Source organism: Nocardia transvalensis NBRC 15921, from assembly GCF_000308875.1.
GTDB classification, from domain to species: domain Bacteria; phylum Actinomycetota; class Actinomycetes; order Mycobacteriales; family Mycobacteriaceae; genus Nocardia; species Nocardia transvalensis.
Genome location: NZ_BAGL01000127.1, coordinates 1 through 25,052, shown reverse-complemented (window position 1 = coordinate 25,052; position 25,052 = coordinate 1). Strand labels below are relative to the sequence as shown.

The 25,052-nt window shown below is 70.8% G+C and carries 18 protein-coding genes; 12 read left to right on the top strand and 6 right to left on the bottom strand.

The genetic code is table 11. The features are described 5' to 3' along the window. Positions 1–47 precede the first annotated feature (47 nt). Complete coding sequence (locus ON41_RS35920; protein WP_040753294.1) at positions 48–1,523, bottom strand: FAD-dependent monooxygenase; 1,476 nt, start codon at positions 1,521–1,523, stop codon at positions 48–50. A 350-nt stretch (positions 1,524–1,873) separates the two neighbouring features. On the opposite strand from ON41_RS35920, the gene ON41_RS35915 reads away from it, so the two are divergent. Next, positions 1,874–2,962, top strand: a complete 1,089-nt coding sequence (locus tag ON41_RS35915) for a ParB/RepB/Spo0J family partition protein (RefSeq protein WP_218003607.1) — start codon at positions 1,874–1,876, stop codon at positions 2,960–2,962. Positions 2,963–3,033: 71 nt separating this feature from the next. Here the strand turns inward: ON41_RS35915 and ON41_RS35910 are convergent, their stop codons facing one another. The 3 genes from ON41_RS35910 to ON41_RS35900 all read right to left on the bottom strand — a co-directional run bounded on the left by ON41_RS35910 (position 3,034) and on the right by ON41_RS35900 (position 5,984). Continuing rightward, entirely contained in the window at positions 3,034–3,696 is a 663-nt protein-coding gene (locus tag ON41_RS35910; protein ID WP_157185750.1) for a hypothetical protein, read from the bottom strand. A gap of 37 nt (positions 3,697–3,733) precedes the next feature. After that, positions 3,734–4,222: a MarR family winged helix-turn-helix transcriptional regulator gene (locus tag ON41_RS35905; protein WP_051163265.1), complete on the bottom strand. Its 489-nt coding sequence runs from the start codon at positions 4,220–4,222 to the stop codon at positions 3,734–3,736. A gap of 112 nt (positions 4,223–4,334) precedes the next feature. Next, complete coding sequence (locus ON41_RS35900) at positions 4,335–5,984, bottom strand: fucose isomerase (RefSeq protein WP_040753292.1); 1,650 nt, start codon at positions 5,982–5,984, stop codon at positions 4,335–4,337. Positions 5,985–6,082: 98 nt separating this feature from the next. Here ON41_RS35900 and ON41_RS35895 point away from each other — a divergent pair, with 98 nt between their 5' ends. The 4 genes from ON41_RS35895 (at position 6,083) to ON41_RS42070 (ending at position 8,491) form a co-directional block, all read left to right on the top strand. Further along, positions 6,083–6,418: a YciI family protein gene (locus ON41_RS35895; protein ID WP_040753290.1), complete on the top strand. Its 336-nt coding sequence runs from the start codon at positions 6,083–6,085 to the stop codon at positions 6,416–6,418. Then, positions 6,415–7,632, top strand: a complete 1,218-nt coding sequence (locus tag ON41_RS35890; protein ID WP_040753289.1) for an RNA polymerase sigma factor — start codon at positions 6,415–6,417, stop codon at positions 7,630–7,632. Before ON41_RS35895 ends, ON41_RS35890 begins: the two co-directional genes overlap by 4 nt. 114 nt (positions 7,633–7,746) lie before the next feature. After that, entirely contained in the window at positions 7,747–8,241 is a 495-nt protein-coding gene (locus ON41_RS35885) for an SRPBCC family protein (protein WP_040753288.1), read from the top strand. Positions 8,242–8,347: 106 nt separating this feature from the next. Continuing rightward, on the top strand, positions 8,348–8,491 hold the full coding sequence (locus tag ON41_RS42070) for a hypothetical protein (RefSeq protein ID WP_157185749.1): 144 nt from the start codon (positions 8,348–8,350) through the stop codon (positions 8,489–8,491). 13 nt (positions 8,492–8,504) lie between these two features. On the opposite strand, the gene ON41_RS35880 is transcribed toward ON41_RS42070, so the two are convergent. Then, entirely contained in the window at positions 8,505–8,798 is a 294-nt protein-coding gene (locus tag ON41_RS35880; protein ID WP_157185748.1) for a hypothetical protein, read from the bottom strand. Positions 8,799–8,928: 130 nt separating this feature from the next. After that, complete coding sequence (locus tag ON41_RS35875; RefSeq protein WP_040753284.1) at positions 8,929–9,780, bottom strand: MerR family transcriptional regulator; 852 nt, start codon at positions 9,778–9,780, stop codon at positions 8,929–8,931. 148 nt (positions 9,781–9,928) lie between these two features. On the opposite strand from ON41_RS35875, the gene ON41_RS35870 reads away from it, so the two are divergent. The 7 genes from ON41_RS35870 to ON41_RS35840 all read left to right on the top strand — a co-directional run. Then, entirely contained in the window at positions 9,929–11,056 is a 1,128-nt protein-coding gene (locus ON41_RS35870) for a polyprenyl synthetase family protein (protein ID WP_051163262.1), read from the top strand. 10 nt (positions 11,057–11,066) lie between these two features. After that, the gene (gene crtI, locus ON41_RS35865) at positions 11,067–12,590 is read left to right on the top strand and encodes a phytoene desaturase family protein (protein WP_040753282.1); all 1,524 of its coding nucleotides are present in this window, start codon (positions 11,067–11,069) and stop codon (positions 12,588–12,590) included. Positions 12,591–12,600: 10 nt separating this feature from the next. Continuing rightward, a complete protein-coding gene (locus ON41_RS35860) occupies positions 12,601–13,557 on the top strand; it encodes a phytoene/squalene synthase family protein (protein WP_085995911.1) in 957 nt (318 codons plus the stop codon). A 3-nt stretch (positions 13,558–13,560) separates the two neighbouring features. Beyond that, complete coding sequence (locus tag ON41_RS35855) at positions 13,561–15,141, top strand: FAD-dependent oxidoreductase (protein ID WP_051163260.1); 1,581 nt, start codon at positions 13,561–13,563, stop codon at positions 15,139–15,141. After that, on the top strand, positions 15,138–16,181 hold the full coding sequence (locus ON41_RS35850; RefSeq protein WP_051163259.1) for a Rieske (2Fe-2S) protein: 1,044 nt from the start codon (positions 15,138–15,140) through the stop codon (positions 16,179–16,181). Before ON41_RS35855 ends, ON41_RS35850 begins: the two co-directional genes overlap by 4 nt. A 70-nt stretch (positions 16,182–16,251) precedes the next feature. After that, complete coding sequence (locus ON41_RS35845; protein ID WP_040753280.1) at positions 16,252–17,103, top strand: NAD(P)-dependent oxidoreductase; 852 nt, start codon at positions 16,252–16,254, stop codon at positions 17,101–17,103. 509 nt (positions 17,104–17,612) lie between these two features. Continuing rightward, on the top strand, positions 17,613–25,052 hold a 7,440-nt coding region (locus ON41_RS35840), incomplete at its 3' end, for a non-ribosomal peptide synthetase (RefSeq protein ID WP_169336544.1).

Here is a 25,052-nt window from a genome sequence, read left to right as displayed (position 1 = left end):
GGGAACGACGCTGCCGCGGGTGATCCACCCGCGGCAGCGCCGGTCGCTCAGGCAGCCCGGACCTCGTGCGCCGGTGCGTATTCGGCCACCTTCCGCACCAGATCGGCCGAATCCGGCGAGCCCCGCCAGGCGATGTAGCCGTCCGGCCGGACCAGCAGCGCCTTGTCCCGGCACAGGGGGCTCACCACCACCCCCAGGTCTCCCGAACGGCCCGCCGCGCGCGTGGTCGCCGTCGCCCACGGGGTCGCCAGGACGAATTGCCCGGCGCGAAGGTGGGTTTGGACCTCCCCGGCGAGCGCGGCCCCGTTCCAGAACTCCCCGACGCCGTCCTCCCCGGTCGCTCCGCACGTCGTGCGTATCCCGGACAGCGCCGTGGCGATCCCCAGCGCGTACCGGCGTCCGAACGATCCGGAGTTGTTCGCCACCGCCAGGAATGCCCAGCGCACCGGGGCGGGCACCGAACTCAGCCGCACCGCGCCCCGCACCAGATTTCCGGAATCGGCCATCGCCCGCGTTCCGATGGGGCGCATCTCGGGCTCGTAATCGTCGAGGACGCGCGCGTCCCCGGTGCGCAGGGCGCGGCTCAGACGCCACGACAAATTGGCCACGTCCTGGAGTCCGACATTCATGCCCAGGCCGCCGGCCGGCGAATGCACATGCGCCGCGTCGCCGACCAGGAAAGCACGTTCCTCCCGATACTTCGACGCCTGGCGCTCGTCGCTGTGGAAACGCGATATCCACCGCGGCGAATGCAGCCCCACGGGCCGGTCGAATACGACGTCGCACAGTTCGGCGAGCCGCGAGAAATCGACCTCCTTGCTGACGAATTCGGGGGTGCCGTTGTTCCAGGCGAGGACGCGGTAATAGCCGTCCTCGATGGGGCAGACGAAGGAGAATCCGTGCCCGTTCGCCTCGATCGCCAATCCCTTCTCCGGCGGGAACTCGACCTTCGAATCGGCGATGATGACCGAGGAGAGCACCGATTCTCCCGGGAACTCGATCCCGAGCGATTCGCGGACCCTGCTGTAGATTCCGTCCGCGCCGACGGCGTATCGCGCCGACCATTCCTGTCGTTCGGACGGGCCGTCCGAACCGCGCACGGTCATCACCCGGACGCCGTTTCGGTCCTGGTCCAGTTCCACGACTTCGCGGTCGTGGAAGAATCGTGCGCCGGCCGCCACGGCGCGAGCCTCCAGGGCGCGTTCCACGACGAATTGCGGAACCACCAGCATGAAGGGAAATGTGGTGTCCAGCTTGCCGAATTCGATATCGAGCGCGCCGACCAGCGGAAGGGCGTCGACCGGCATTCCCGCCTCGATGATCTCCGCCGCCAGCCCCCGCACGGCGAGCTGGTCCAGCGCCCGGGCGTGTACCGAGAACGCGCGCGTCAGATTCGAATTAGATTTCACCCTTTTCTCGAGTACGACGACGTCGTGCCCCATGCACGCGAGATCTCCGGCCATCATGAGACCGGACGGCCCGGCGCCGACGACAATGACATCTGCTTCGGTAGTTTCCGTCATGAAAGACTTTCTCCTTCCGCACCCTTGCCTCCGTGAATGGTGCAGGGATGCGGTCCCGGAGTCAATGAAAGTCCCGCCGGGCGTTCAACTGTGCCGTGTGATCAGTTGAGCGCGGGAACGGCACGTAAATGGCTGCCGAACTAATGTGGTACGCCGCCGTGCCGGCGATAAAAACGGCAGACAAGATACTGTCCCCGTCATTGACAGCACACTCCGGGTGCGGGTAGGCAATAACCCGACCCGAGCCGCCTCGCGGGTCCAGCTGTCGGCGGTCGCATCGGCCGTGTACAGCCGGCGGCGCATGTTAGTAGCTAGTACGAGGGGGAGTGCCGATGCCAGCGGAGCGAAACATGCTTGATTCCACTGACAGCAACGGATTTTCCGATAGTGTAGATCGTACTTCCGGCCGTGGAGACGCCTCCGCATCTTCACCAGAATTTAATCATTCCGATACAATGGAACCCCGCGGATCGGATATCCACAAGGTATCGATCGATTCGCTACGCGGAAGTTTCTCGCCACGGTTGAACGGCGAGAACAAATCGCATATCGCCTTGCTCGTCGAATCCGAGACGCCGATGCCGCCGATTCTGGTGGACCGTCGGACGATGCGGGTGATCGACGGAATGCATCGCCTGATCGCGGCATCACGAAAAGGTCGGACGACCATAGACGTGGTGTTCTTCGACGGCAGCGAGGCCGATCTGTTCCTGCGAGCCGTACAGGAGAATGTCGAGCACGGATTGCCGTTGACCCAGGCCGAGCGCCGGGTGGCAGCCGAGCGGATCGTCTCTTCGCATGCCCACCTGTCCGACCGCGCGATCGGTAAGCTGACAGGTCTGGCCGCCAGAACGATAGCGACAATACGCAAGCAATCGAGCGAGCAGGCGGAACCGTCGGCTCGCGTGGGCCGGGACGGCAAACTCCGGCCGCTGGACAGCAGCGAGGCGAGGATTCAGGCCGCCGAACTGTTGTCGAGCGACAGGGGCCATTCGCTCCGCTACATCGCGCGCGCCACGGGAATATCTCCCGCGACCGTCGCGGATGTGCGCAAGCGCCTGGAACGAGGGGATTCGCCCGTGCCGGGGAAGCGAGGTAATACGAAGAACGACACCGTGACCGTCACCGAACGCCAAGCGCCGGTGGAACTCTGCGTGGCCGCGCCGAGGGTCCAGCCTCGCGCGACAGTCGATCCCGCGGACATGCTGGTGAAGTTGCAGCGCGATCCGTCCATGCGGCACAACGAGCGCGGCCGGACATTTCTGCGCTTGTTACTGTCCACCTCCGTACTGGAAACACAGGGCTCCGACATGATCGAAGCCATTCCGCCGCACTGGATCGGCACCGTGACGGAATTCGCCCGGCGCTATTCGTCGATGTGGGAGAAACTCGAGGGCGAGCTCGAATACCGGGCCCGAATCGTCAATCCCTGGGAGTAGCACCGAGATCCCTCGATCGCGTGGACAGACCACGGGTCCGGAGCGTGGGCCGGACTCGTCGTCAGCGGCAGCTATGCGCCGCCCTCCGCGTAGGCGACTCGTTTCGCGAAGAGCGGACGAGCACGGGCGCCGATCTTGCCGAGCCGCCGGTTGACGTTGCGGTAGAAGCTCGGCCGGAGCAGCTGATTCGCCATGAAGCGCGGCACCGGCCCCGGAACCACGGCATAGTTCACGATCAGGTACGGCGTGCCCGGCTCGAATTCGAGCAGGGTGGAGTTCGTGACGTCGAGCACCGACGCGTACCACTGGCTGATCGTCTTCCACGCGGAGATGGCGGTCTGCGGATCCGTCTCTCCCACAAAGTGATTCAGTAGGATCGGACCGTCCAGGTTGTCCGTGTCACCGAATCGGGCCGCATTGGTCGCCGCGGTGACCAGAGCGGGATCGGGGACGTCGTGGCGTTTGCGCGCGACGTCGAACTCCGCGCGCACGGGCCCGTCGGAATCGGTCAGCAGGATGACGTCGAATCGGGGGCGGTCGGGGAGCGGGGGGATGAAGGTCGATTCGAAGAGCCTGACCCGGTGGACGCCGTTGTGGGCATCCAGGTCGCGGGCGACCCGGCGGATCTTCTCCAGGGCCGACCGGCGGTGATCGCTCGGCCGGACGAAGGGCCCCGCGGTGTGCAGGTCGATATTCCAGGCGAAGTAGGTGAACTCGGTGGGTATGGTCTCCACGAACTGCAACGTCTTGTCCTTTGCTGTCGGGGCCGGATCAGGTTCCGTTGGTCGCCGGCGCCATGCCGTTCGGCTGCGACTCGCCCGCGATATCGCTGCCGGCCTCGTGTAGCGCGGCGGCGAGCGCTCGGAGGAACCACATGACCGTGTCGCGGTTGTCCGGGCCGATCTGGTCGAACACCCGCTGAACGGGCCCGCCCGCGTGCTGATACAGCGATCGCACCTGTTCGAAGCGCTCGGTCGAGGTGACCCAGGACGAGCGCGCGTCCCGGGGGTCGGTGGACCGCGTGATCCATCGGCAACTCTCGAGCCGGGCGAGCACCCCGGTGAGGGTGGCGGCGCGCAGTCCGGTTCGAGCGGCCAGATGGCTGGGCGTGCACGAGCCTTCGCGGTCGATCACGTCGAGGATGTCGAGGTCGCGGGGTTTGATGTCCGCGGCGGCGGCGATGCGGTCGTTGGCGACGCGGAGTTCGATCCGCAGGACACGGAACGCATCGATGAGTTCCTGGTCCGGTTCGTGCGCCATCGGATCACCGCCCGGTGTTCTGCTGCCCGTTCATGTCTCCGAGATAATACGAACTTCGTAATATCTCTGACACATGTCTACCACGCATCTCCCGATCGCGCCAGTGGCGGGATCAGATCGCCGTATCCCCGCAGAGGTGCACCTCGACGCCCAGCCGGTCGAACAGCGCCGCCTTGGCCAGCAGGGCCTCGTCGGCGGCGGCAGCGTCCGGGCCGTAGGCGATCTGGACGTGGTTGGCCTTGTGGCGGGCCATGAACTGGTCGCGGGTGATGCCGCGCAGGACGACGTGGGCGATGGGCCATTCGGGATTCGTGGCGGCGCGGCGGCGCTCGGTCTCCTCGGCGGGCAGCCCGACCACGGCAGCGCGGCCGATATCCAGGTGCAGCCGGGAATCGGCGATGTAGAGGCGGGACCACACGATCTCGCCGGGTTTGGAGACGCCGGAGAGGGTGCCGCCGCCGGCGGGGAAGAAGACCGGGCCCTGGCGCAGGCTGGTGGCGCTCGCGTACCCGTCGGGGAGGTGTGAGGCGGGGACCGAGCCGGAGATCTCGTAGACCCACACGAATTCCTCGCGCCCGTCCACGGGATACGTTTCGCCCCAGCGCACATCGTGCAGCGTGGTCGCCGGGTCAAGGCCCATGGCCGTCCAGATCCGGTTGGTGACCAGCGCGTCGACCGCGACGCCCTCGTCGGCCTCGTTGAAGTGCGGCAGCGGCGCGCCGGCGTAGAGTTCGCGGCCGCCGTCGCGGCTGGTCACCGGCGGGCGCACGACATTGTTGAGCAGGCCCTCGGGCAGATCGGAGGCGGGGGTGAGGTCCTTGAGGCCCTGCTGGTACTGGATACCGATTGCGGCACAACCGAAGTCGTCGGCGATGCGCAGCGCCGCGATGTACATCTTCATCTGCTCGTGCACCTGGCGCTCGGTCAGCTCGGTCGCCTCGTCGGCGCCGAATTCGAACCGCAGGCCCGCGTCGTCGAGCCAGCGCCGCGCTGCGGCCGCCTCCTCGTCGGGCACCTTCCGCATCTCGGCGTAGAGCGCGCTCTGCGACAGCCGCTCCTTGTATATGCCGAGGGGATTGAGCAGTTCGTCGTCGATGATCGCGTTGTACATGCCCATGCAGCCCTCGTCGAAGACGCCGATCACGGCCTTCTCCGCGAGCAGCTGATCGGCCAGTGCCACACCGAGATCGCGGGCGGGCCCGGCCGGCAGCGGCGGCAGCGGGCGCACGTGCGAGTCGTCGTGGGTGATCGTGCCGGTCTCGACCCAGCTCGTGATCCCGTCGAGGAAGAAGCGATCGGTGAACTCGGCGGACCAGATGGTCGAGTACGCGCGCCCCATCTTCGTGAGCCCGGCATTGAGGCCGAGCAGCCCCACGAGTCCGGGCCAGGTGCCGTCGAAGTTCGCGACGGTGAGGATCGGGCCCCGGTGCGAGCGCAATCCGGCGAGCACGTGATGGCTGTACTGCCAGACCGCCTCCGCGACAACGACGGGCGCGTCCTTGGGGACCGACCGGAAGACCTCGATGCCGTAGCGCTGGCTGTCGATGAAGCCGTGCCCCTTCACCGGATCCACCTCGTGTGCGCGCTCCAGCGTCCAGCCGAGTCCGGCGAAGGCGTCGTGCAGCGACTTCTCCAGCAGCTGCTGGGTCGGCCAGCCCGCGATATTCGCGGAGGGCCGCAGGTCGCCGCTCGCGACGAGATACGCGGTCTGCGGGGGCGCGACGGGTTCCGGTGCGAGGGCCGGGATCCGGTAGTCGGTCATATCGCCTCCAGTGCGGTCGTCGGGACCTTCAGGATGAGGCATATGCCCCGCCGCCCGGCCCGTTTTGCCGGTGCCGGACGGCGGGGCATAGTGGGGCAATGAAATACGTGCTGCTGATCTGCGATGACGAGGTCGGCTCGCCGAGCAACGAGGAGATCGCGGCGGACCCGGCATACCGCGCGTGGCAGGCGGATACCGAGCGGCGGGCCACGCGGCTCGGCGGCGCGCGGCTGCGGCCGGTGGCGGATGCGACGACCGTGCGGGTCCGCGACGGCGAAACCCTGGTCTCCGACGGCCCGTTCGCCGAGACCAAGGACTTCGTCGGCGGTATCGACATCATCGACTGCGCCGATCTGGACGAGGCGCTCGCCATCGCGGCGGGACACCCGTACGCGCGGCGGGGATGTGTCGAAGTCCGGCCCGTCTGGGAATGACCGCGCCGGAGGCGGTGCGCGCCGCGGTCGAGGCGGCGTACCGCGAGGAATGGGGTCAGGTCGTCGCGACGCTGATCGCGTCGACGGGCGACTGGGACCTGGCCGAGGACTGCGCGCAGGAGTCGTTCGCCGCGGCGCTCGCCGCCTGGCAGCGCGACGGCATTCCCGATCGTCCCGGGGCCTGGCTCACCACCGCGGCCCGCCATCGCGCCACCGACCGGCTGCGCCGCGACACCACGGGCCGCGCCAAGCTGCGCCAGCTGGCGGTGCTGGCGCGGAATCCGGAAAACGGTGCGACGCAGGAGATTCCCGACGAACGGCTGCGGCTGATCTTCACCTGCTGCCACCCCGCGCTGGCCTTCCCCGCGCGGGTCGCGCTCACGCTGCGGACCCTGGCGGGCCTGAGCACCGCCGAGATCGCCAAGGCGTTCCTCACCACCGAGCCCACGATGGCGCAGCGGCTGGTGCGCGCGAAACGCAAGATCGTCGAGGCCGGCATCCCGTACCGGGTGCCGCCCGCGGATCTGCTCCCGAGCCGGCTGAATGCCGTTCTCGCCGTGCTGTATCTGATCTTCAACGAGGGCTACGACGAACAGGACGGGCCGCGAGCGCTGGCGGGGGAGGGCATCCATCTCGCCCGGGTCCTGGTCCACCTGCTGCCGTCGGAACCCGAACCGCGCGGGCTGCTGGCCTTGATGCTGCTGCTGGAGGCCCGCCGCGCGCACCGGACGGTGGACGGCGTGCTGGTTCCGCTGGAGGATCAGGACCGCTCCCGGTGGGATCGGGCGCTGATCGCCGAGGGCGTCGCGACGCTCGACGCCGCGCTGGCTGTGCGGCGGGCCGGGCACTATCAGGTGCAGGCCGCGATCGCCGCGTGCCATGCCACCGCGCCCGACGCGGCCTCGACGGACTGGCCGCAGATCGCGGCGCTGTACGCCGAACTCGCCCGGCTGACGCCGTCGCCGGTGGTGGACCTCAACCACGCGGTGGCGATCGCGATGTCCGAGGGCATCGCGGCCGGGCTCGCCCGCGTCGAGGCCCTCGCCGCGTCCGGCCGGCTCGACGGCTACCACCTGCTGCCCGCGACCCGCGCCGATCTGCTCCGCCGGGCCGGGCGGACGACCGAGGCCGCCGCCGCGTACGAGCAGGCGCTGGCCCTGGCGCCGACCGACGCCGAGCGCCGGTACCTCACCGCCCGGTTGCGGGCGCTCTGACCTGCGCGGCTACGCCTCCGCGGATCTTGTCGAAGAAATTTCCGGCTCGGTGTCGATGTCGGCGGACCTCGTTCGTCGGTGGGGCGTAATCCACCGAACAGAGAGGTGAGACAGATGTCGCACACCGAGAGCCTGAACGCCACGATCACCGTCGCCCACACCCCGGAGGAGGTCTTCGCCGCCGTCACCGATGTGCGCGGATGGTGGAGCGCGAACATCATCGGCGCCACCGCCGCGCCGCACGACGAATTCGTGTTCACCGACGACTGCGAGTATCCGGGCGAGGCCGTCCGGGCGGACAAGGGAATTCGCTTCTGCCGGTTCCTCGTCACCGAGGCGGATCCGGGGCGGCGGGTCGTCTGGCACGTCGTCGACGCGTACCTCAGTTTCATCGCCGACCACGACGAGTGGACGGGCACCGACGTCGTCTTCGACATCGCCGCGACACCGGACGGGACCACGCTGCGTTTCGTCCACGAGGGCCTGACCGCCGCCGGATCGGAATGCTTCGACGCCTGCTCGCGCGGCTGGACGTTCTACATCACGAAGAGCCTGCCGCAACTGCTCGCCACGGGCACCGGAGAGCCCATCGCGAGGTACCGCGCCTGACCTTCTCCGTCCGGCCGTCGCCCCTGCGCTGCCCTTCGCCTATCTGCCTGTGGCGCAAGGGAAGACGCAGCTCATACCGTTGAGGGCGAGTGCGAGGGAGCCGACGATGAAGCGTGTGTGGTTTTTCGTGATGGCGCTCATCGTCGGCGTCTCGGTGGTCGACTACGGCGGTTCCGCGGGGCACTACGGGCTGCTGATGGCGGGCGGCATCGTCGCGGTGCTGCTGCTGGTCGCCAAGTCGATCGAATAGCCGTCTCGCCGGGCTACTCGTCGCCGTCCCGCGGTTCCCACCGCCGCATGCCGGCCGTGTGGCGGAACAGCTCGTCGGCCTCGGGCTCGGTGCCCGGCGGTGAGGTCGAGGTGTCGATGGTGATCTCGAAGCGAGTCCTCCGTAGCACGGTGTCGGCGATCATCGACTTGGCCTTCGCGGCGATGTCGGCGGGGTTGTCGTCTGTCACGGTCCACACGTCCAGGGCGGGCACATACACCACCGAACGCTTGTCGTTGGCGCGAATCGCGCGTACGAGGTAGTGGAATGTCATTGCAGGCGTTCGCATTTCCGTTTCGGTACGTCGTCAACCGGACCCGTGCGGGGTGCGCGCGGGTCCTTCGCGGGGACAGGTGCTTCGGTGCGTGTCACTGTACCCCCGTAGCGATGCAAATTCGATGCATTCTCGGTAGTCGTGTTCAGGGGTCGAGCAGTGCGGTGACCGCGGCGCCGAGGCTGTCGACGGTGACGGCGCCCCGCGGCGGCGCCAGGTGCCGCCATCCGGGACCGGCCACGAAAACCTTTGCGCCACAGTCTATGCCAGCCTGTGCGGCGGAGGTGGACCCGGTCGATTCGTCCTGTGCCCAGAGCAGGGCCCGGCCGGTCGTGGCGTGCCTGGTCAGGGCCGCCCGGAGCGCGTCGGCGGGCACGTCGGCGCCCAGCATGCGGGCGGCGACGTCGCGCTCGGCGAGCGCCGCGCGGACGGCCTCCAGGGGCAGGGTGTGGTGCTCGCCGGGAGTGCAGGCCAGCACGATCGACCCGGTGCCGGGACCGGTCGTCGTGATCCGGTGCAGGGCCGACATGACGCACCAGGACAGCAGGTGTTCGACATCGATGCACGATTCGCCCGCACTCTGGCGCGCGGCGACGCCGGTCAGGGCCGGGCGGCACAGCCGTTCCCAGGTCGCCACGACGCCGCGGGCGCGCAGATGGACGTCCAGCAGGCTTGTCACGGTCGGCGTGTCGAGGTCGAACGCCGCCTCGACCAGGGCCTCGGACCGCTCGACGAGCACCGAGCCGTAGACCGTCGCGACCGCGCCGCGGGTGGGCACACCCGCGCGGATGAGGCGCACCAGCCGGATGAGCGCCTCCACGTCGGCATGGGTGTAGGTGCGGTGGTGGCCGCTGCGGTGGCCCGCCGGGCCGATGCCGTAGCGGTTGTTCCAGCTGCGCAAAGTCGCCACGGGAACGCCGACCTGACGGGCGACCTCCGCGATCGGGAACCGGGCAGGGTCGTCGGCATCGTCCGGCCGATCGCTGCGATCCGCCATCTTCGCACCCTTCCGTTCTCCGGCTCGGCCCCGAGGGGTCTGCATCATTCTTGCATCGTTTGCTGTATTCTTTGGGTAACTCGGCGAGGGAGGGGAACGCACCGACCCCGCGGCCGAAGTCGCTGTCCTGCCGATTCGAGGAGTCCAGGTGAATACCGCCGCCGATGAACATGTCCGAATATCCTGTCCCGCAGCGGTTCTCGGGGATCTTCACGGGGAGGGCGCGGCCACCGCCGCCGACTGGCGGGCCGCGACACGGGAGCGCGTGCTCGACGAACTCGAGACGTTCCTGCTCGGCAACCGCCTCGGCGTGGTGCGCGGCATCGCGCTCGACGGCATCGCGCACCGGTATGTGATGGGCGGGAAATGCCTGCGCTCGACCTTCATGTACGCGGGCTGGCTGTGCGGCGCGGCCCCCGATCCGGCCGCGCTGCGGGCCTCCTCCGCCCTGGAGCTGGTCCACGCGTTCGCGCTGATCCAGGACGATGTGATGGACGAATCCGGGGTCCGGCGCGGCGCCCCGGCGGGCCACAGCGATTTCACCGGTCAGCACAAGACCTTGGACCTGCCGGGCGACGCCGCCCGATTCGGCGAATCCGCGGCGGTCCTGCTCGCCGATATCTGCCTGGTGTGGGCCGACAAGATGCTGCGCGACAGCGGAATCGGGGCCGACGCCCTGCACCGGGTGTGGCCCCGCTACGACGCCATGCGCGTCGAACTCGCGCTCGGCCAGTTCGCCGATCTGCTCAACGACGCCCGCACCGACCCCCGCTTCGAGGACGTGCTGGCCGTCGCCCGCGCGAAGTCCGGCAACTACACCGTGCGCCGCCCGCTCGAGATGGGTGCGGCGATGGCCGGCTGCGACGAGCGCGTCCTGTCCGCGCTCGGCCGCTACGGGCGGGTGGTCGGCGAGGCGTTCCAGTTGCGCGACGACCTGCTGGGCGTCTTCGGCGCCGACGAGACCACCGGCAAGCCCGGCGACGGGGATCTGGCCCAGCACAAGGCCACCACGGTCGTCGTCACGGCCCGGCGACTCGCGAAACCCGGTGTGCGCCACGAACTGGACGCGCTGCTGGCCGCGCCGGCTGTCGGCGTGGGCGCGATCGAGCGCCTGCGGGAACTCATCACCGCGTCGGGCGCGCGCGACCGCATGGAGGACATGATCGGCGATCGCCTCACCGAGGCCCGGCAGGCGATCGACGCGGCCGCGCTGCCCGAGCGGGCTCGCCGCCTGCTCGACGGTCTGGGGCTGATCTGCGCGACGAATCAGGTGTAGAAGGAGCAGCATGCGCACGACCACCGGGCACAGCGACCACATCGTCGTCATCGGCGCCGGGCTGGCGGGCCTGTCGGCCGCCCTGCACCTGGCCGGTCGCGGGCGGCGGGTGACGGTGCTCGAACGCGAGCCGGCGCCCGGCGGCCGCACCGGGCGCGCCGACGTGCGCGGCTACCGCCTCGACACCGGCCCGACCGTGCTGACCATGCCGGACCTCGTCGACGAGGTATTCGCGGCGGTCGGCGAGAGTACCGCCGACCGACTCACGCTCGACCCCGTCGACCCCGCCTACCGCGCCCACTACGCCGATGGGCGGCAGCTCGAGATCCACACCGACGCCGAGCGGATGGCCGATGCCGTCACCGATTTCGCGGGTCCCGGGCAGGCGGCCGGATACCGCAGCCTGCGGTCCTGGCTGACCCGGCTCTACCGGTGCGAATTCGACGATTTCATCGCCGCGAACTTCGATTCGCCGCTGTCGATGCTGACCCCGGCGCTGGCCCGGCTCACCGCCCTGGGCGGATTCCGCCGCTGGGACCGCGCGGTCGCGTCCCACATCACCGATCCGGAGCTGCGCCGCGTCTTCACCTTCCAATCCCTGTATGCCGGTGTGGCGCCCGCCCACGCGGTGGCCGCCTACGCCGTGATCGCGTACATGGACACCATCGGCGGGGTCTGGTTCCCGCGCGGCGGAATGCGCGCCCTGCCCGACGCCCTCGCCGCCGCGGCCACCGCCGCCGGCGTGAGCTTCCGGTACGACACCACCGTGACGGCGCTGGACCGCACCGGATCCCGGATCGACGAGGTCCGCACCGAGGCGGGCGACCGGGTGCCGTGCGACGCGATCGTGTGCACCACCGACCTGCCCGACACCTATCGGCTGCTGGGCCACCGGTCCCGGCGACCGCTGCGGCCCGACGCGGCGCCCTCGGCGGTGGTCGTGCACGTCGGCTGTGACGCCGCGCCCGAGATCGCGCACCACTCGCTGCTGTTCGGCCGGGCGTGGGCGGAGGCGTTCCGCGACATCATCACCGGCGGGCGCGTCATGACCGATCCGTCGCTGCTGGTCACCCGGGCCACCGCGGGCGACGCGACCCTCGCCCCGCCCGGGCGCGATCTGCTGTACATGCTCGCGCCGGTGCCCAATCTCGTTCGGGGGCCGATCAATTGGGACGGATTCGGGCCCGCCTACGCCGAGGAGATCCTGGCCACCGTGCGAGACCGGCTTCCGGCGCCGCTATCCGGGACCGAGGTCCTGCGCATCACCACGCCCGCCGACTGGGCCCGCCGCGGCATGCTGGCCGGCAGCCCCTTCGCCCTCGCGCACACCTTCGCCCAGACCGGTCCGTTCCGGCCCGCCAACATGATTCGTGGCTTGGACAACGTGGTCCTGGCCGGTGGCTGCACCGTGCCCGGCGTCGGCATCCCGCCCGTACTCATCTCCGGCCGGCTGGCCGCGGACCGCGTCACCGGTCCCGTGCCCGCACCGGCGCGACGCCTCGCCGCACGCAGGTCCACCCAACCCGCTCTCTGATCGGAACACCATGCCGCGCACCATGTTCGCGCTCGACCGCAGCACCGATCCGCGGCTGCTCGGGTCGTACCGGGCCTGCCGGACCCTCAACGCCCGCCACGGCAAGACCTTCTTCCTCGCCACCCGCCTGCTGGCCCCCGATCAGCGCCCGGCGATCCACGCGCTCTACGGCTTCGCACGCCGCGCCGACGACATCCTCGACGAGGTCGACCCCGCGCGGCCGGCCGGCGAGCGCGCCGCGCGGCTGGACGTGCTGGCCGACCGGTTCCGCGCCGGTGACGCCGAGGCCGATCCGGTGCTGCCCGCGGTCCTGGACACCGTGCGGTCCTACGGGATCTCCCGTGAGCTTTTCGACGCGTTCCTGACCTCGATGCGCATGGATCTCACCGTGACCGACTATCCGGACCGGGCGGCCCTCGACCGCTACGTCTACGGTTCGGCCGAGGTCATCGGGTTGCAGGTGCTGCCGGTCCTGGGCACGGTCGCGCCGCCGGAGGAGGCCGCCCCGTACGCGGCCGCGCTCGGAAAGGCGTTCCAGCTCACGAACTTCCTGCGCGATGTGAACGAGGACCTGCTGCGCGACCGGGTGTATCTGCCCGCCGACGAACTGGCCGCGCACGATGTCGACCGCGATCTGCTGCTGTGGTGCCAGGCGCACCGCCGCACCGACCCGCGGGTGCGGCGCGCCCTGGTCGCGCAGCATGCCGACACCCGCGAACTCTATGGGTACGCTCGGGCGGGGATCGCCATGCTGGCCCCGCGGTCGCGGCCCTGCGTCGCCGTCGCGCTGACCCTGTACTCGGAGATCCTCGACCGCATAGAGACGCTCGACTTCGACATCTTCGCGCAGCGGGCCCGCGTGGGGACGCCGCGCCGGGCGGTGGTCGGCGGCCGCGGCCTGCTGCACGCCCTGTGGTCGCGCCGGCGCTCGCCGCGACCCGCATCCGCGACAACGCGAAAGAGGTGAGCGATGACCACCACGGTCCCCGACGACGCGACGATCGGCACCGATCCGCGCCGGGTCCGCCACCCCGCCGCGCCCGGCAGGCACGACCTGTCCGAGGCGGGCGACCCGCCGCGCGTGACCGTCGTCGGTGCGGGTATCGCGGGGCTGGCCGCGGCGACCGGACTGGCCGAGCGTGGCGTCACGGTCGATCTCGTCGAGCGGGAGAACTACCTCGGCGGGCGGGTCGGCGGCTGGAGCGAACGGCTCGGCGACGGCACCGGCGTGGGGATGAACCGGGGCTTCCACGCCTTCTTCCGCCAGTACTACAACCTGCGAAAGCTGTTGTCCCGCAGCGATCCCGGCCTGCGCCGCCTGCGCCCGGTGGAGGACTACCCGCTGATCGACGCCGACGGTCGCCGCGACACCTTCCGCGGCCTGCCGCGCACCCCGCCGTGGAACGCGCTCGCCTTCGCGATGCGCAGCCCGACCTTCCGGCTGCGCGATCTGACCCGCCTCGACCCGCGGGCCGCGGCGCCGCTGGTCGCGGTCTCGGTCCCCGAGATCTACACGCTGCTGGACGACTGCGACGCCGAGACCTTTCTGCACCGGGTGCGTTTCCCGGACGCGGCGCGGCACCTGGCCTTCGACGTGTTCTCCCGCAGCTTCTTCGCGCACCCGCGCCACATGTCCGCGGCCGAACTCGCCGCGATGTTCCACATCTACTTCCTCGGGTCGAGCGAGGGCCTGATCTTCGATGTGGCCGAGGACAATTTCGACGTCGGCCTCTGGGAGCCGTTGCGGGAGTACCTGACCGCCGGGCAGCTACCCGGCACCGTCAAGATCCATACCGGCGTCACCGTGTCCGGCGTCGACCGCCACGACGGCGGGTTCCGCCTGCGCGACACCACCGGCGCCGCCTTCGATTCCGACGCGGTCGTCCTGGCGACCGACATCGGGGGCCTGCGCGAGATCGTGGCACGGTCCCCGGACCTCGGCGACCCCGAGTGGCGTGCGCGGATCGCCGGATTGCGCACCGCGCCACCGTTTCTGGTGCACCGGCTGTGGCTGGACCGGCCGGTGCGCGCCGACCGGCCCGCATTCGTCGCGACCGGTGGACTGAGCCCGCTGGACAACGTCAGCGTCCTCGACCGGTACGAGCGGCAGGCCGCGGACTGGGCGCGCCGCCACGGCGGCAGCGTCCTCGAACTGCACGCGTATGCCGTTGCCGCCCAGACGGATACGCCGCCCGCCGATCTGCGGGGCGCGCTGCTGGCCCGGCTGCACCGCCTCTATCCCGAGACACGGCGGGCGACGATCGTCGGCGAGACGACGGTGTGGCGGCAAGACTGCCCGCGCTTCGCCCCGGGCGATTTCGCGGGTCGGCCCGGCGTCCGCACGCCGGACCCGCACCTGGTGCTCGCCGGTGACGGCATCCGCATCGACCTTCCGGTCGCCCTCATGGAACGCGCCGCCACCACCGGATGGACGGCGGCCAACGCGCTGCTGAGCCGGTGGGGCGCGGCGGGGCACGCGTTGCAGACGGTGCCGACCCAGGGGCGTTCCTGGATACTGCGCACGTTCGCGAACCGGAGGGCCCAGCCGTGACGCTCAGCCGGAACCCCGCGCGCTGGTGGAAATCCGCGCCGCTGCAACCTTTCTCGCCCGAGACCTGGTCCGAGCAGCGGCCGACGTACGCGCAGGCCCGGCCCGGGCTGATCCGGTCGGCGCTGTCGGAGGCGCTGAGCCGCCCGTCCGGGAACTGGTACGTCATCGGCGCCGCCCGCGACATCACGGCCGCCCGCCCCTTCGGAACGACCGTCGCGGGCGTGGAGATCGTCGCGTGGCGCGACACCCGCGGGACGCTGCACGCCGGTCCCGGCGCGTGCCCGCACCTGGGCGCGGACCTGGCCACCGCGCGGATCAGCGGCGACGCGCTGGTGTGCCGCTGGCACGGCCTGCGCATCGAGGGCGGCTGCTCGCCCCTGTGGACGGCGTTCCCGAGCTACGACGACGGCGTGCTGGCCTGGGTGCGGCTCGATGCCGTCGGCGGCGAGACACCGACCGACACACCGATTCTCGCCACCCGCCCGGCCGATACCCACGTCCACGCCGTGGCCGCCCTGACCGGCGTCTGCGAACCCGCGGACATCATCGCCAACCGACTGGACCCCTGGCACGGCTCCTGGTTCCATCCGTATTCGTTCGCCCGGCTCGAGGTCACCGAGACCCCGTCGCCGGACAACGGCCACCGGTTCCTGGTGGCGGTGACCTTCCGCGTCGCCAAGCGCCTCGGCGTCCCCGTCGAGGCGGAGTTCACCTGTCCCGACCCGCGCACGATCGTCATGCGCATCGTCTCGGGCGAGGGTGTCGGCAGTATCGTCGAAACCCACGCCACGCCAGCCGGATCCGGCCCCGACGGTCGTCCCCGCACCACCGTCGTCGAAGCGGTGATCGCCGCTTCGGATCGTCCCGGATTCCGCGTCGCCCAGCGCGCCACGCCGGTCCTCCGCCCCCTCATCGTCCGCGCCGCGAAACGCCTGTGGCGCGACGACCTGATCTACGCCGAACGCCGCTATCACCTGCGCAGCCGAACCGAACCGGCACGTCCGCCGGCCGCACCGCCCGGCTCGGGCCGGGACGCCTGACGCGGGGTGGTGGCACACTCGCGGGAGTGTTCACGAAGCGGAATACCCGAGACGTGAAGGAGTGCGGCGGATGCGCGTGACGGTGGTCGGCATGGGCAATATGGGGCGGGCGCTCGCCGGGCGCCTGCTGAGCGGGGGACATGCGCTCGAGGTATGGAATCGCACGCCGGGGCGGGCCGGGGAACTGGTCGCGGCCGGCGCCACCGAACTCGCCGCACCCGACGATCTCGCGCCCGGCACGGAGGCCGTCTTCGTCTGCTCGGCCGACGATCGCAGCGTGCTCGATATCGCGGCCCCCGGCGGCGCGGCCCGCGCGAGCTGGTCGGAGCCGGTGGTGGCCGTCATGTCGACGGTCTCGCCGCAGACTCTGTCCGCACTGCACCGGCTCTACGGCGACCGGCTGGTGGCGGCGCCCATTCTCGGTGCGCCTCAGGCCGTCACCAGCGGAGAGGCGGTATTCGTCATCGCCGGTGCGGAATTCGCGCGGTCCGCGCTCGCACCGGTCTGGGAACTGTTCGCGGGACCCTTCGACGCCGGGGACGATCCGGCGCGCGCCGCCGTCGTCAAGCTGCTCAACAATCAGCTGCTGATGACCGGACTCGCCGCCGTGGCCGAAACCGTGCGCGTCGCCCGCGCCGCGGGCCTCGACGAGGCGACGCTGACCGCACTGCTGCGCGAGTCGGCGATGGTGCCTGCCGGGCTGCGCAATCGCATCGACGGGCTGTTCGATCCGCGGCATGCCGGCTGGTTCACGCCGGGGCTCGGCGCCAAGGATCTCGGGCACTTCCTCGGGCTCGCCCCGGGCGCCCCGCTCCCGGTCACGCAGGCCGCCCACGACGCCTACGTCCGCGTCGCCGCCGACGGCTGGGACACCGCCGATATCACCGCGCTGGTCGAACTCGGCCGCACCGCATCGGACTGACCGCACGCCGGAACGGCGAGATCGTCTGGGGCACAAGTCGCGTACCCGCACCGAGGGCGGCGAGCTGTGCCCGATGCACCGGGGCGGGTGGCGGAGACGGCCGGGAATAGATACCGTTCCCGGTCGGCGCAGGGGTGTTGCTGGCTGGCTGCTACAAGGGTCTACGGTACCCGCCCGAAGCCCGGCGAGGCGTGGTCGAATCGTCTAGAGTTCGTGGTTCGTCGGGTCAGGGGTGGCGGAATCAGCTTGCGATTCGGTCGAATCGGGTCCGATTCGATGCGTCTCGGTACGAGTTTTTCCAGGTAGATAGCCAGATCTGTACGCCGCGTACGGATCGGTTCGGAATTCGATGCAGATTCGACCCAACCGGATCGCTGCGCGCAACGAACTTCCGAATGGGACCGTCGCGGCGGTTGCTGTGTGTGTGATGCCTTAGTTCGCAGAAAGACCGTCGATGGGAGATCCGCATGACCTCGTTGGCCCCGCAGTCCTCAGGTCGGCCTGTTCCGGTGTCAACGCGGTCGTTCCCTCTCTCGGAGGCTCAGCTCGGCATGTGGCGGGCGCAGCACATCGCGCCCGAGGTGCCGCTGTCGGTCGCCCAATATGTGGATATTCCGGGTGATCTGGACATCGACGTCCTCGACGAGGCCATCGATCGCTGCGCCGCGGACCTGCAAAGCGTTCACCTGCGCATCGTCGAGGACGACGGCGAGCCGTCGCAGTCCGTGGCGACCGATATCCGCATCCGGACCGAGAGGGTGGATCTGCGCGCCGAGCGCGACCCCCGGGCGGCCGCCATGACGTGGATGGAGCGCGACGCGGCCACGCCCATGGACGCGCTGCGAGGCCCGCTGTTCGAGAGCGCGCTGCTGCGCATCGCCGACGCGCACTACCTCTGGTACGCGAAGATGCACCACATCGCCATCGACGGCTACGGCGCGATGCTGGTCGTGAGCCGCATCGTGGAGTGGTACAACGCGCAGGTCGACGACCGCGACGCGAGCCCGCTCGCGGCCGAGGAACTCTACGAGGTCTATCGCTGCGAACAGGAGTACCGCGAGTCCGCGGACTTCGACGCCGACCGCCGGTACTGGCTCGGCCAGATCGAGTCGATGCCCGAGGAATTCGGCCTCAGCAGACGGTTCGCCCCGCCCGGACCCCGGCGCCGGACCGCGGGCGCCCACCTCGACTCCCGCACCGCCGCACTGCTGGACGCCGCGCGCGAGCAGTCCGGCGCGTCGCGTCCCGCCCTGTTCATCGCCGCCCTCGCGGGCTATCTCGCCGCCGTCACCGGCAACGACGACGTGGTCGTGAGCCTGCCGGTGACCGCGCGGACCACGCCGGTGCTGCGCGCCGCGGCGGGCTACGTGTCGAATGTCGTCCCGCTGCGCATCCCCGTCGACGCCGAGGTGACCGCGCCGGACCTCGTGCGCGCGACCGCGGACCGCATCCGGGAGGGGCTGGCGCACCAGCGCTACCGCCACGAGGACATCCAGCGGCACCGGGGTTCGGCGGGCAACCGCCGGCGCTTCTTCGGCCCGGTCGTCAACATCATGCTGTACCACAACCAGATTCGCTTCGGCACGGCGATCGGGACGATGCAGCTGGTGTCGACGGGACCGGTGGACGACCTGTCGATCAACATCTACAACGGCAGCGACGGCGACGGCCTGCACATCGACTTCGTCGGGAATCCGGACCGCTACGACCCCGAGGAGCTGGAGGGCCACCACCGCCGCTTCCTGGACTACCTGGCCGTCTTCCTGTCGGCCGACCCGGGCACGCCGGTGTCGCGGCTGCCGCTGATGAGCGCTGCCGAACAGGCCCGCCTGCTCGGCGGGGCTGCGGGAGTCGGCATCGTCGCCGGGACGCTGCCCGACCGTTTCGACGCCGTCGCGGCGGCGCACGCACAGCGCCGCGCGGTCCGGTTCGGCGACGACTCCCTTACCTACGGCGAGCTGGACTCGCGCGCAAACCGGCTGGCACGCAAGCTGATCGAGATCGGGGTCGGCCCGGAGACGCTGGTCGCGGTGGCGCTGCCGAGGTCGGTGGATCTCGTGGTAGCGCTGCTCGCCGTGGTCAAGGCGGGTGGTGGCTACCTGCCTGTGGACCCGGACTACCCGGCGGACCGGATCGAGTTCATGCTGGCTGATGCGGGACCGGTCTGCCTCGTGACCACCTCGGAACGAGAGCTGGCGCGTCCGGCGGACCTGCCCGCAGTGGATGTGGACCGGGCCGATCTGTCCGGATTCGACGCCGGGCCCGTGACCGACGCCGATCGCCGCGCGCCGCTGTCGCCCGGCAATGTCGCCTACGTGATCTACACGTCCGGATCGACCGGCCGCCCCAAGGGCGTGCAGATCCCGCACCACAATGTGACGACGCTGTTCGCGAATGCCGAGGCGCACTTCGCCTTCGGCCCGGACGACGTGTGGACCATGTTCCACTCGTACGCGTTCGACTTCTCGGTGTGGGAGCTGTGGGGCCCGCTGCTGTACGGCGGCACGCTGGTCGTGGTCGACTACGTGACCTCGCGGTCCCCGGAGCAGTTCTTCGAGCTGCTGCGCCGCGAGCGGGTGACGGTCGTCAACCAGACGCCGTCGGCCTTCTATCAGCTCGACGCCGTGGACCGGGCCGCCGGGCCCGCGGCCGCGCTGCCGGATCTGCGGTACGTCGTCTTCGGCGGCGAGGCCCTCGAACCGCGCCGGCTGGCGGACTGGTTCGACCGCCACGGCGAGACCGCGCCGCGGCTGATCAACATGTACGGCATCACCGAGACCACGGTGCACGTCACCTATCGCGCCCTGGACGCCGCGGCGTTCGGCGGGACGCGTCCGCGCGGCATCGGGCAGGCGCTCCCGGGGCTGCGAATCCTGCTGCTGGACAACACGTTGCGGCCGGTACCGGTCGGCGTCCCCGGCGAGATCTACGTCGAGGGTTCGCAGCAGGCGCGGGGCTACCTCGGCCGCGCGGAGCTGACGTCGGCCCGGTTCGTCGCGAATCCGTTCGGTCCGCCCGGAACCCGGCTGTACCGGTCCGGCGACCTCGGGCAGTGGAGCGCCGACCACGAGGTGGAGTACCTGGGCCGCATCGACGACCAGGTGAAGGTCCGGGGCTTCCGCATCGAACTCGGCGAGATCGAATCGGCGCTGCTGGCCCAGGACACCGTCCGGCACGCGGTGGCGATCGTGCGCGGCGACGCGTCCGGCGCGCAGCGGATCGTCGCGTACGTCGTCGGGCACCCCGGCACCCCGCCGGATACGGCCGCGGTCCGGGATGCGTTGCGGCAGCTGCTGCCCGACTACATGGTGCCGTCGGCGTTCGTCGTGCTCGACGCCATCCCGCTGACGGTCAACGGCAAACTCGACCGGCGCGCGCTACCCGAGCCCGCCGCCGAGGTCCGGCCCTACCGGCCGCCGCACACGGCCACCGAGCGCGTGGTGGCCGACGTACTCGCCGAGGTGCTCGACGCCGGCCGGATCGGGTTGGACGACAGCTTCTTCGCGCTCGGCGGCAATTCGCTCGCCGCGACGCGGGTGGCCTCCCGGCTGGGCGAGGTGCTGAACACCAAGGTGCCCGTGCGGCTGCTGCTCGAGGAGGCCACGGTCGCCGAACTCGCGGTCTCCGTGCAGCGCCTGACCGGCGGCGGCGCCCGCAGCGCGCTGGCGGGGCGACGCCGCCCGGCGCGTATCCCGCTGTCGCTCGCCCAGCAGCGCCTGTGGTTCGTCAACCAGTTCGACACCGCCGCAAGCACATACAACATTCCCTTCGCGCTGCGCCTGCACGGTGATCTGGACGCGGCCGCCCTGCGCTACGCGGTGGCCGACGTGGTCGAGCGGCACGAATCGCTGCGCACGGTGTTCCCGGGCGGCGTGGACGGCGCGGCGCAGGTGATCGTGCCCGCGTGGGAGGCCGTGCCGCGGCTGCCCGTGCTCGAGGTGTCCGGCGACGAGGTCGAGGAGCGGCTGGCGGCCGTCGCGCGCCGCGGGTTCGATCTGACCACCGAGACCGCGCTGCGCGTCGAGCTGCTGCGCACCGGGCCCGACGAGCACGTCCTCGCCGTGGTGCTGCACCACATCGCCGCGGACGGCTGGTCGCTCAGCCCGCTGTTCACCGATCTGATGACCGCCTACGGCGCCCGCCGCGAGGGGGCCGCCCCGCGGTGGACGCCGTTGCCGGTGCAGTACGCCGACTACACGCTGTGGCAGCGTGACATGCTCGGCGACGAGTCCGCGGCCGACAGCCGGGCGGGCGCGCAGTTGGCCTACTGGACCCGCCAGCTCGCCGATCTGCCCGAGGAATTGTCGCTGCCCTACGACCGGCACCGCCCGGCCGTGCAGTCCTTCCGCGGCGGGCGCGTCGATCTGGCCGTGGACGCCGGGATCCACCGTCGGCTGGTCGATCTGGGACGTACCTCCCAGTGCACGCTGTTCATGGTGGCGCACACCGCGTTCGCGGTCCTGCTGGCCCGGCTGTCGGGCATGCACGACATCGCCGTGGGCACGCCGGTGGCCGGGCGCGGCGAGCGCGAACTGGACGATCTGATCGGCATGTTCGTCAATACGCTGGTCTTCCGGGTGGCGGTCGACTCCGGCGCCTCGTTCGACGAACTGCTCGCACAGCAGCGCGAGGTCGATCTGGCGGCATTCGCCAACGCGGAGTTACCGTTCGAGCGGCTGGTCGAGGCGCTGAACCCGACCCGGTCGACCGCGCGGCATCCGCTGGTGCAGATCGGGTTCTCCTTCCACAACCTGACGCAGTCCGAACTCGAGCTGCCCGGCCTGACCGTGACCGGCACCGAGATCGATACGGAGGTCGCGCAATTCGACCTCCAGCTGGTCCTCACCGACACCTACGCCGACGACGGCGCACCGGCCGGGATCCGCGGCCACCTGATCTACGCCACGGATCTGTTCGACCACCCCACCGTGGAGCGATTCGCCGCCCGCTTCCAGCGGATCCTCGGCGAGATCGTCACGGCCCCCGGCAGCGCGGTCGGGGATCTGGAGATCCTGGACGCGGCCGAACGCGATGCCCTGCTGCGCGTGCCGAATACGACGGCGCGGGCCCTCGACGCGGCCGACACCCTCGCCTCGCTGTTCGATGCCCAGGCCGCGGCCACGCCGGACGCGGTGGCGCTCGTGGCGGACGAGGCGACCCTGACCTACGGTTCCTTCGCCGCCGAGGTGAATCGTCTTGCGCGCCATCTGATCTCGCAGGGCGTCGGGCCCGGGACGCGGGTCGCGCTGGGTATGCGGCGGTCGGTCGACCTGATCGCCGGGATGTACGCCGTGACGGCGGCGGGCGGCGCCTACGTGCCGCTGGATCCCGATCAGCCCGAGGACCGCCTCGACTACATCCTCCGCACCGCCGCGCCGCTGTGCGTGCTGACCACCGGTCGGGATCTGTTCCCCGCCGCGACGGTCCCGCAGGTTCGCATCGACCGGCTGGACCTGGACCACCTGCCCGGCGGGCCGGTGGCCGACGCGGAGCGGACCACGCCGCTGCGCCCGCACCACACCGCGTACGTGATCTTCACGTCCGGATCCACCGGGCGTCCCAAGGGCGTCGCGGTGCCGCACCGCGCGATCGTCAACCAAGTGCGCTGGAAGCAGGACGCCTTCGCGCTCGGCGGTGACGATGCGGTGCTGCTCAAGACCGCGGCGACCTTCGATCTGTCGGTGTGGGAGTTCTGGTCGGCCCTCGTCTCCGGAGCCCGCCTGGTGGTGCTCGCGCCGGACGCCCATCGCGATCCGGCAGAAGTACTGAAAGCCGTTGCGGAGCATCGTGTCTCGGTGCTGCACCTGGTCCCGTCGATGCTGGACGCGCTGCTGACCGCCGCCGAGGGAGTGTTGCCGGCGTCGCTGCGCGCGATCCTGGCGATCGGCGAGGCGCTACCGGCCCGCACCGCCGCGCGGGTCCGCGAGGGCAGCCCGGCCGCCGCGTTGTGGAACCTCTACGGGCCCACCGAGGCGGCCGTCTCGGTGACCGCGCACCGCGTCACCGAGGCCGATACGGCCACGGTGCCGATCGGGGTGCCGGAGTGGAACACCCGGGCGTTCGTGCTCGATGCCCGGCTGCGCCCGGTGCCCGCCGGGGTCGCGGGCGAGCTGTATCTCGCGGGCGCCCAGCTGGCCGACGGCTACCTCGGGCGCGCGGCGCTCACCGCCGAGCGGTTCGTCGCCGACCCGTTCGCGGCGGGGCCGGGGGAGCGGCTCTACCGCACCGGCGACCTGGTCGCCTGGAATGCGGCGGGGGAGCTGGATTACCTGGGCCGCACCGACTTCCAGGTGAAGATCCGCGGCTTCCGGATCGAACTCGGCGAGGTCGAGAGCGCGCTGCTGCGCACGGACTCCATCACCGCGGCGGTGGCGGTCGTGCACGCCGACGCGAATACCGGCGACCGGCTGGTCGCCTACGTCGTGCCCGCCCCCGGCGCGACGGTGGACACCGCTGCGGTCAGCGCGCGCCTGACCCGGATGCTGCCTTCCTACATGGTTCCGGCCGCGTACGTGGTGCTCGACGCCCTGCCGTTGACGGTGAACGGGAAGGTCGACCGCCGGGCGCTCCCGGCGCCCACCTTCGAGGTCGGTGAATACCGTTGCGCGCGCACGGATCTCGAAGAGACAGTCGCGGCCGCCTTCACGGAAGTCCTCGGGATCGAGCGCGCGGGTCTGGACGACGACTTCTTCGCGCTGGGCGGCAATTCGCTGGCCGCGACGCGGGTGGTGGCGCGGCTGAGCGCGGCGACGGAGACCACGGTCGCGGTGCGGGCGGTCTTCGAGGCGCCGACCGTAGAAGGCCTGGCGGCGTGGATGACTCGCCATTCCGGCGCTCGCACCCGTCCGCTGCTGCGCCCGTGGGACCGGCCGGAGCGTTTGCCGCTGTCGGCGGCCCAGCAGCGGCTGTGGTTCCTCAACCGGTTCGATTCGTCCTCGGGCGCGTACAACATCTCCGTCGCGCTGCGCCTGCGCGGTGCGCTGGACACCGCCGCGCTGTCGGCGGCCGTCGCCGATCTCGTCGCGCGGCACGAGGCGCTGCGCACGATATTCCCCGCCGACGGGGACGGGCCGCATCAGATCGTCCTGGATCCGGACGCGGCCGATATCTCGCCCGTCGTCGCCGACGTGCCCGCCGCGGAGATCGACGCGCGGCTGGCCGAGATCTCCGGGCGCGGTTTCGATGTGACCACCGAGGTTCCGCTGCGCGTCGACCTGCTCCGCGCGGCGGACGACGACCACGTCCTGCTGCTGGTGCTGCACCACATCGCGGCCGACGGCTGGTCGCTCACGCCGCTGGCCGACGACCTCGCGGCCGCCTACCGCGCGCGCTGCGCGGGCACAACGCCGGGGTGGGAGCCGCTGCCGGTGCAGTACGCCGATTTCGGGCTGTGGCAGCGGGAGGTGCTCGGCGACGAGGCCGACCCGGAATCCCTTGCCGCACAGCAGCGCGACTACTGGACGTCGCGCCTGACGGGCCTACCCGAATGCACCGAGCTGCCCACCGACCGGCCGCGGCCGACGGTGGCCTCGCAGCGCGGGGCCGCCGTCGCCGCACAGATCGATCCGGACCTGCACGCGGGGCTGGTGGCGCTGGCCCGGCGCAGCGACGCGAGCGTGTTCATGGTGCTGCACGCCGCGCTCGCGGTGCTGATCGCGCGGATGGCCGCGACCGACGACGTCTGCCTCGGCACGCCGATCGCCGGGCGCACCGAACAGCAGCTCGACCACCTCGTCGGCATGTTCGCGAACACCCTGGTGCTGCGCAGCGAGGTGGCCGGCGACCGCCGGTTCGCCGACGTTCTCGCCGCGGTGCGCGAGGGCGACCTCGACGATTTCGCGCACGCCGACCTCCCCTTCGAGCGGCTGGTCGAGGTCCTCAACCCCGTGCGCTCGACCGCGCACCACCCGCTGTTCCAGGTGATGTTGTCGGTGCACGGCTCGGTGCCC

Excerpts from the sequence above, each read along its gene's own strand:
- ON41_RS35920 (WP_040753294.1), bottom strand. The coding sequence starts at position 1,523 with ATGACGGAAACTACCGAAGCAGATGTCATTGTCGTCGGCGCCGGGCCG.
- ON41_RS35915 (WP_218003607.1), top strand. The coding sequence starts at position 1,874 with ATGCTTGATTCCACTGACAGCAACGGATTTTCCGATAGTGTAGATCGT.
- ON41_RS35905 (WP_051163265.1), bottom strand. The coding sequence starts at position 4,222 with ATGGCGCACGAACCGGACCAGGAACTCATCGATGCGTTCCGTGTCCTG.
- ON41_RS35900 (WP_040753292.1), bottom strand. The coding sequence starts at position 5,984 with ATGACCGACTACCGGATCCCGGCCCTCGCACCGGAACCCGTCGCGCCC.
- ON41_RS35895 (WP_040753290.1), top strand. The coding sequence starts at position 6,083 with ATGAAATACGTGCTGCTGATCTGCGATGACGAGGTCGGCTCGCCGAGC.
- ON41_RS35890 (WP_040753289.1), top strand. The coding sequence starts at position 6,415 with ATGACCGCGCCGGAGGCGGTGCGCGCCGCGGTCGAGGCGGCGTACCGC.
- ON41_RS35885 (WP_040753288.1), top strand. The coding sequence starts at position 7,747 with ATGTCGCACACCGAGAGCCTGAACGCCACGATCACCGTCGCCCACACC.
- ON41_RS42070 (WP_157185749.1), top strand. The coding sequence starts at position 8,348 with ATGAAGCGTGTGTGGTTTTTCGTGATGGCGCTCATCGTCGGCGTCTCG.
- ON41_RS35880 (WP_157185748.1), bottom strand. The coding sequence starts at position 8,798 with ATGCGAACGCCTGCAATGACATTCCACTACCTCGTACGCGCGATTCGC.
- ON41_RS35875 (WP_040753284.1), bottom strand. The coding sequence starts at position 9,780 with ATGGCGGATCGCAGCGATCGGCCGGACGATGCCGACGACCCTGCCCGG.
- crtI (WP_040753282.1), top strand. The coding sequence starts at position 11,067 with ATGCGCACGACCACCGGGCACAGCGACCACATCGTCGTCATCGGCGCC.
- ON41_RS35860 (WP_085995911.1), top strand. The coding sequence starts at position 12,601 with ATGCCGCGCACCATGTTCGCGCTCGACCGCAGCACCGATCCGCGGCTG.
- ON41_RS35855 (WP_051163260.1), top strand. The coding sequence starts at position 13,561 with ATGACCACCACGGTCCCCGACGACGCGACGATCGGCACCGATCCGCGC.
- ON41_RS35845 (WP_040753280.1), top strand. The coding sequence starts at position 16,252 with ATGCGCGTGACGGTGGTCGGCATGGGCAATATGGGGCGGGCGCTCGCC.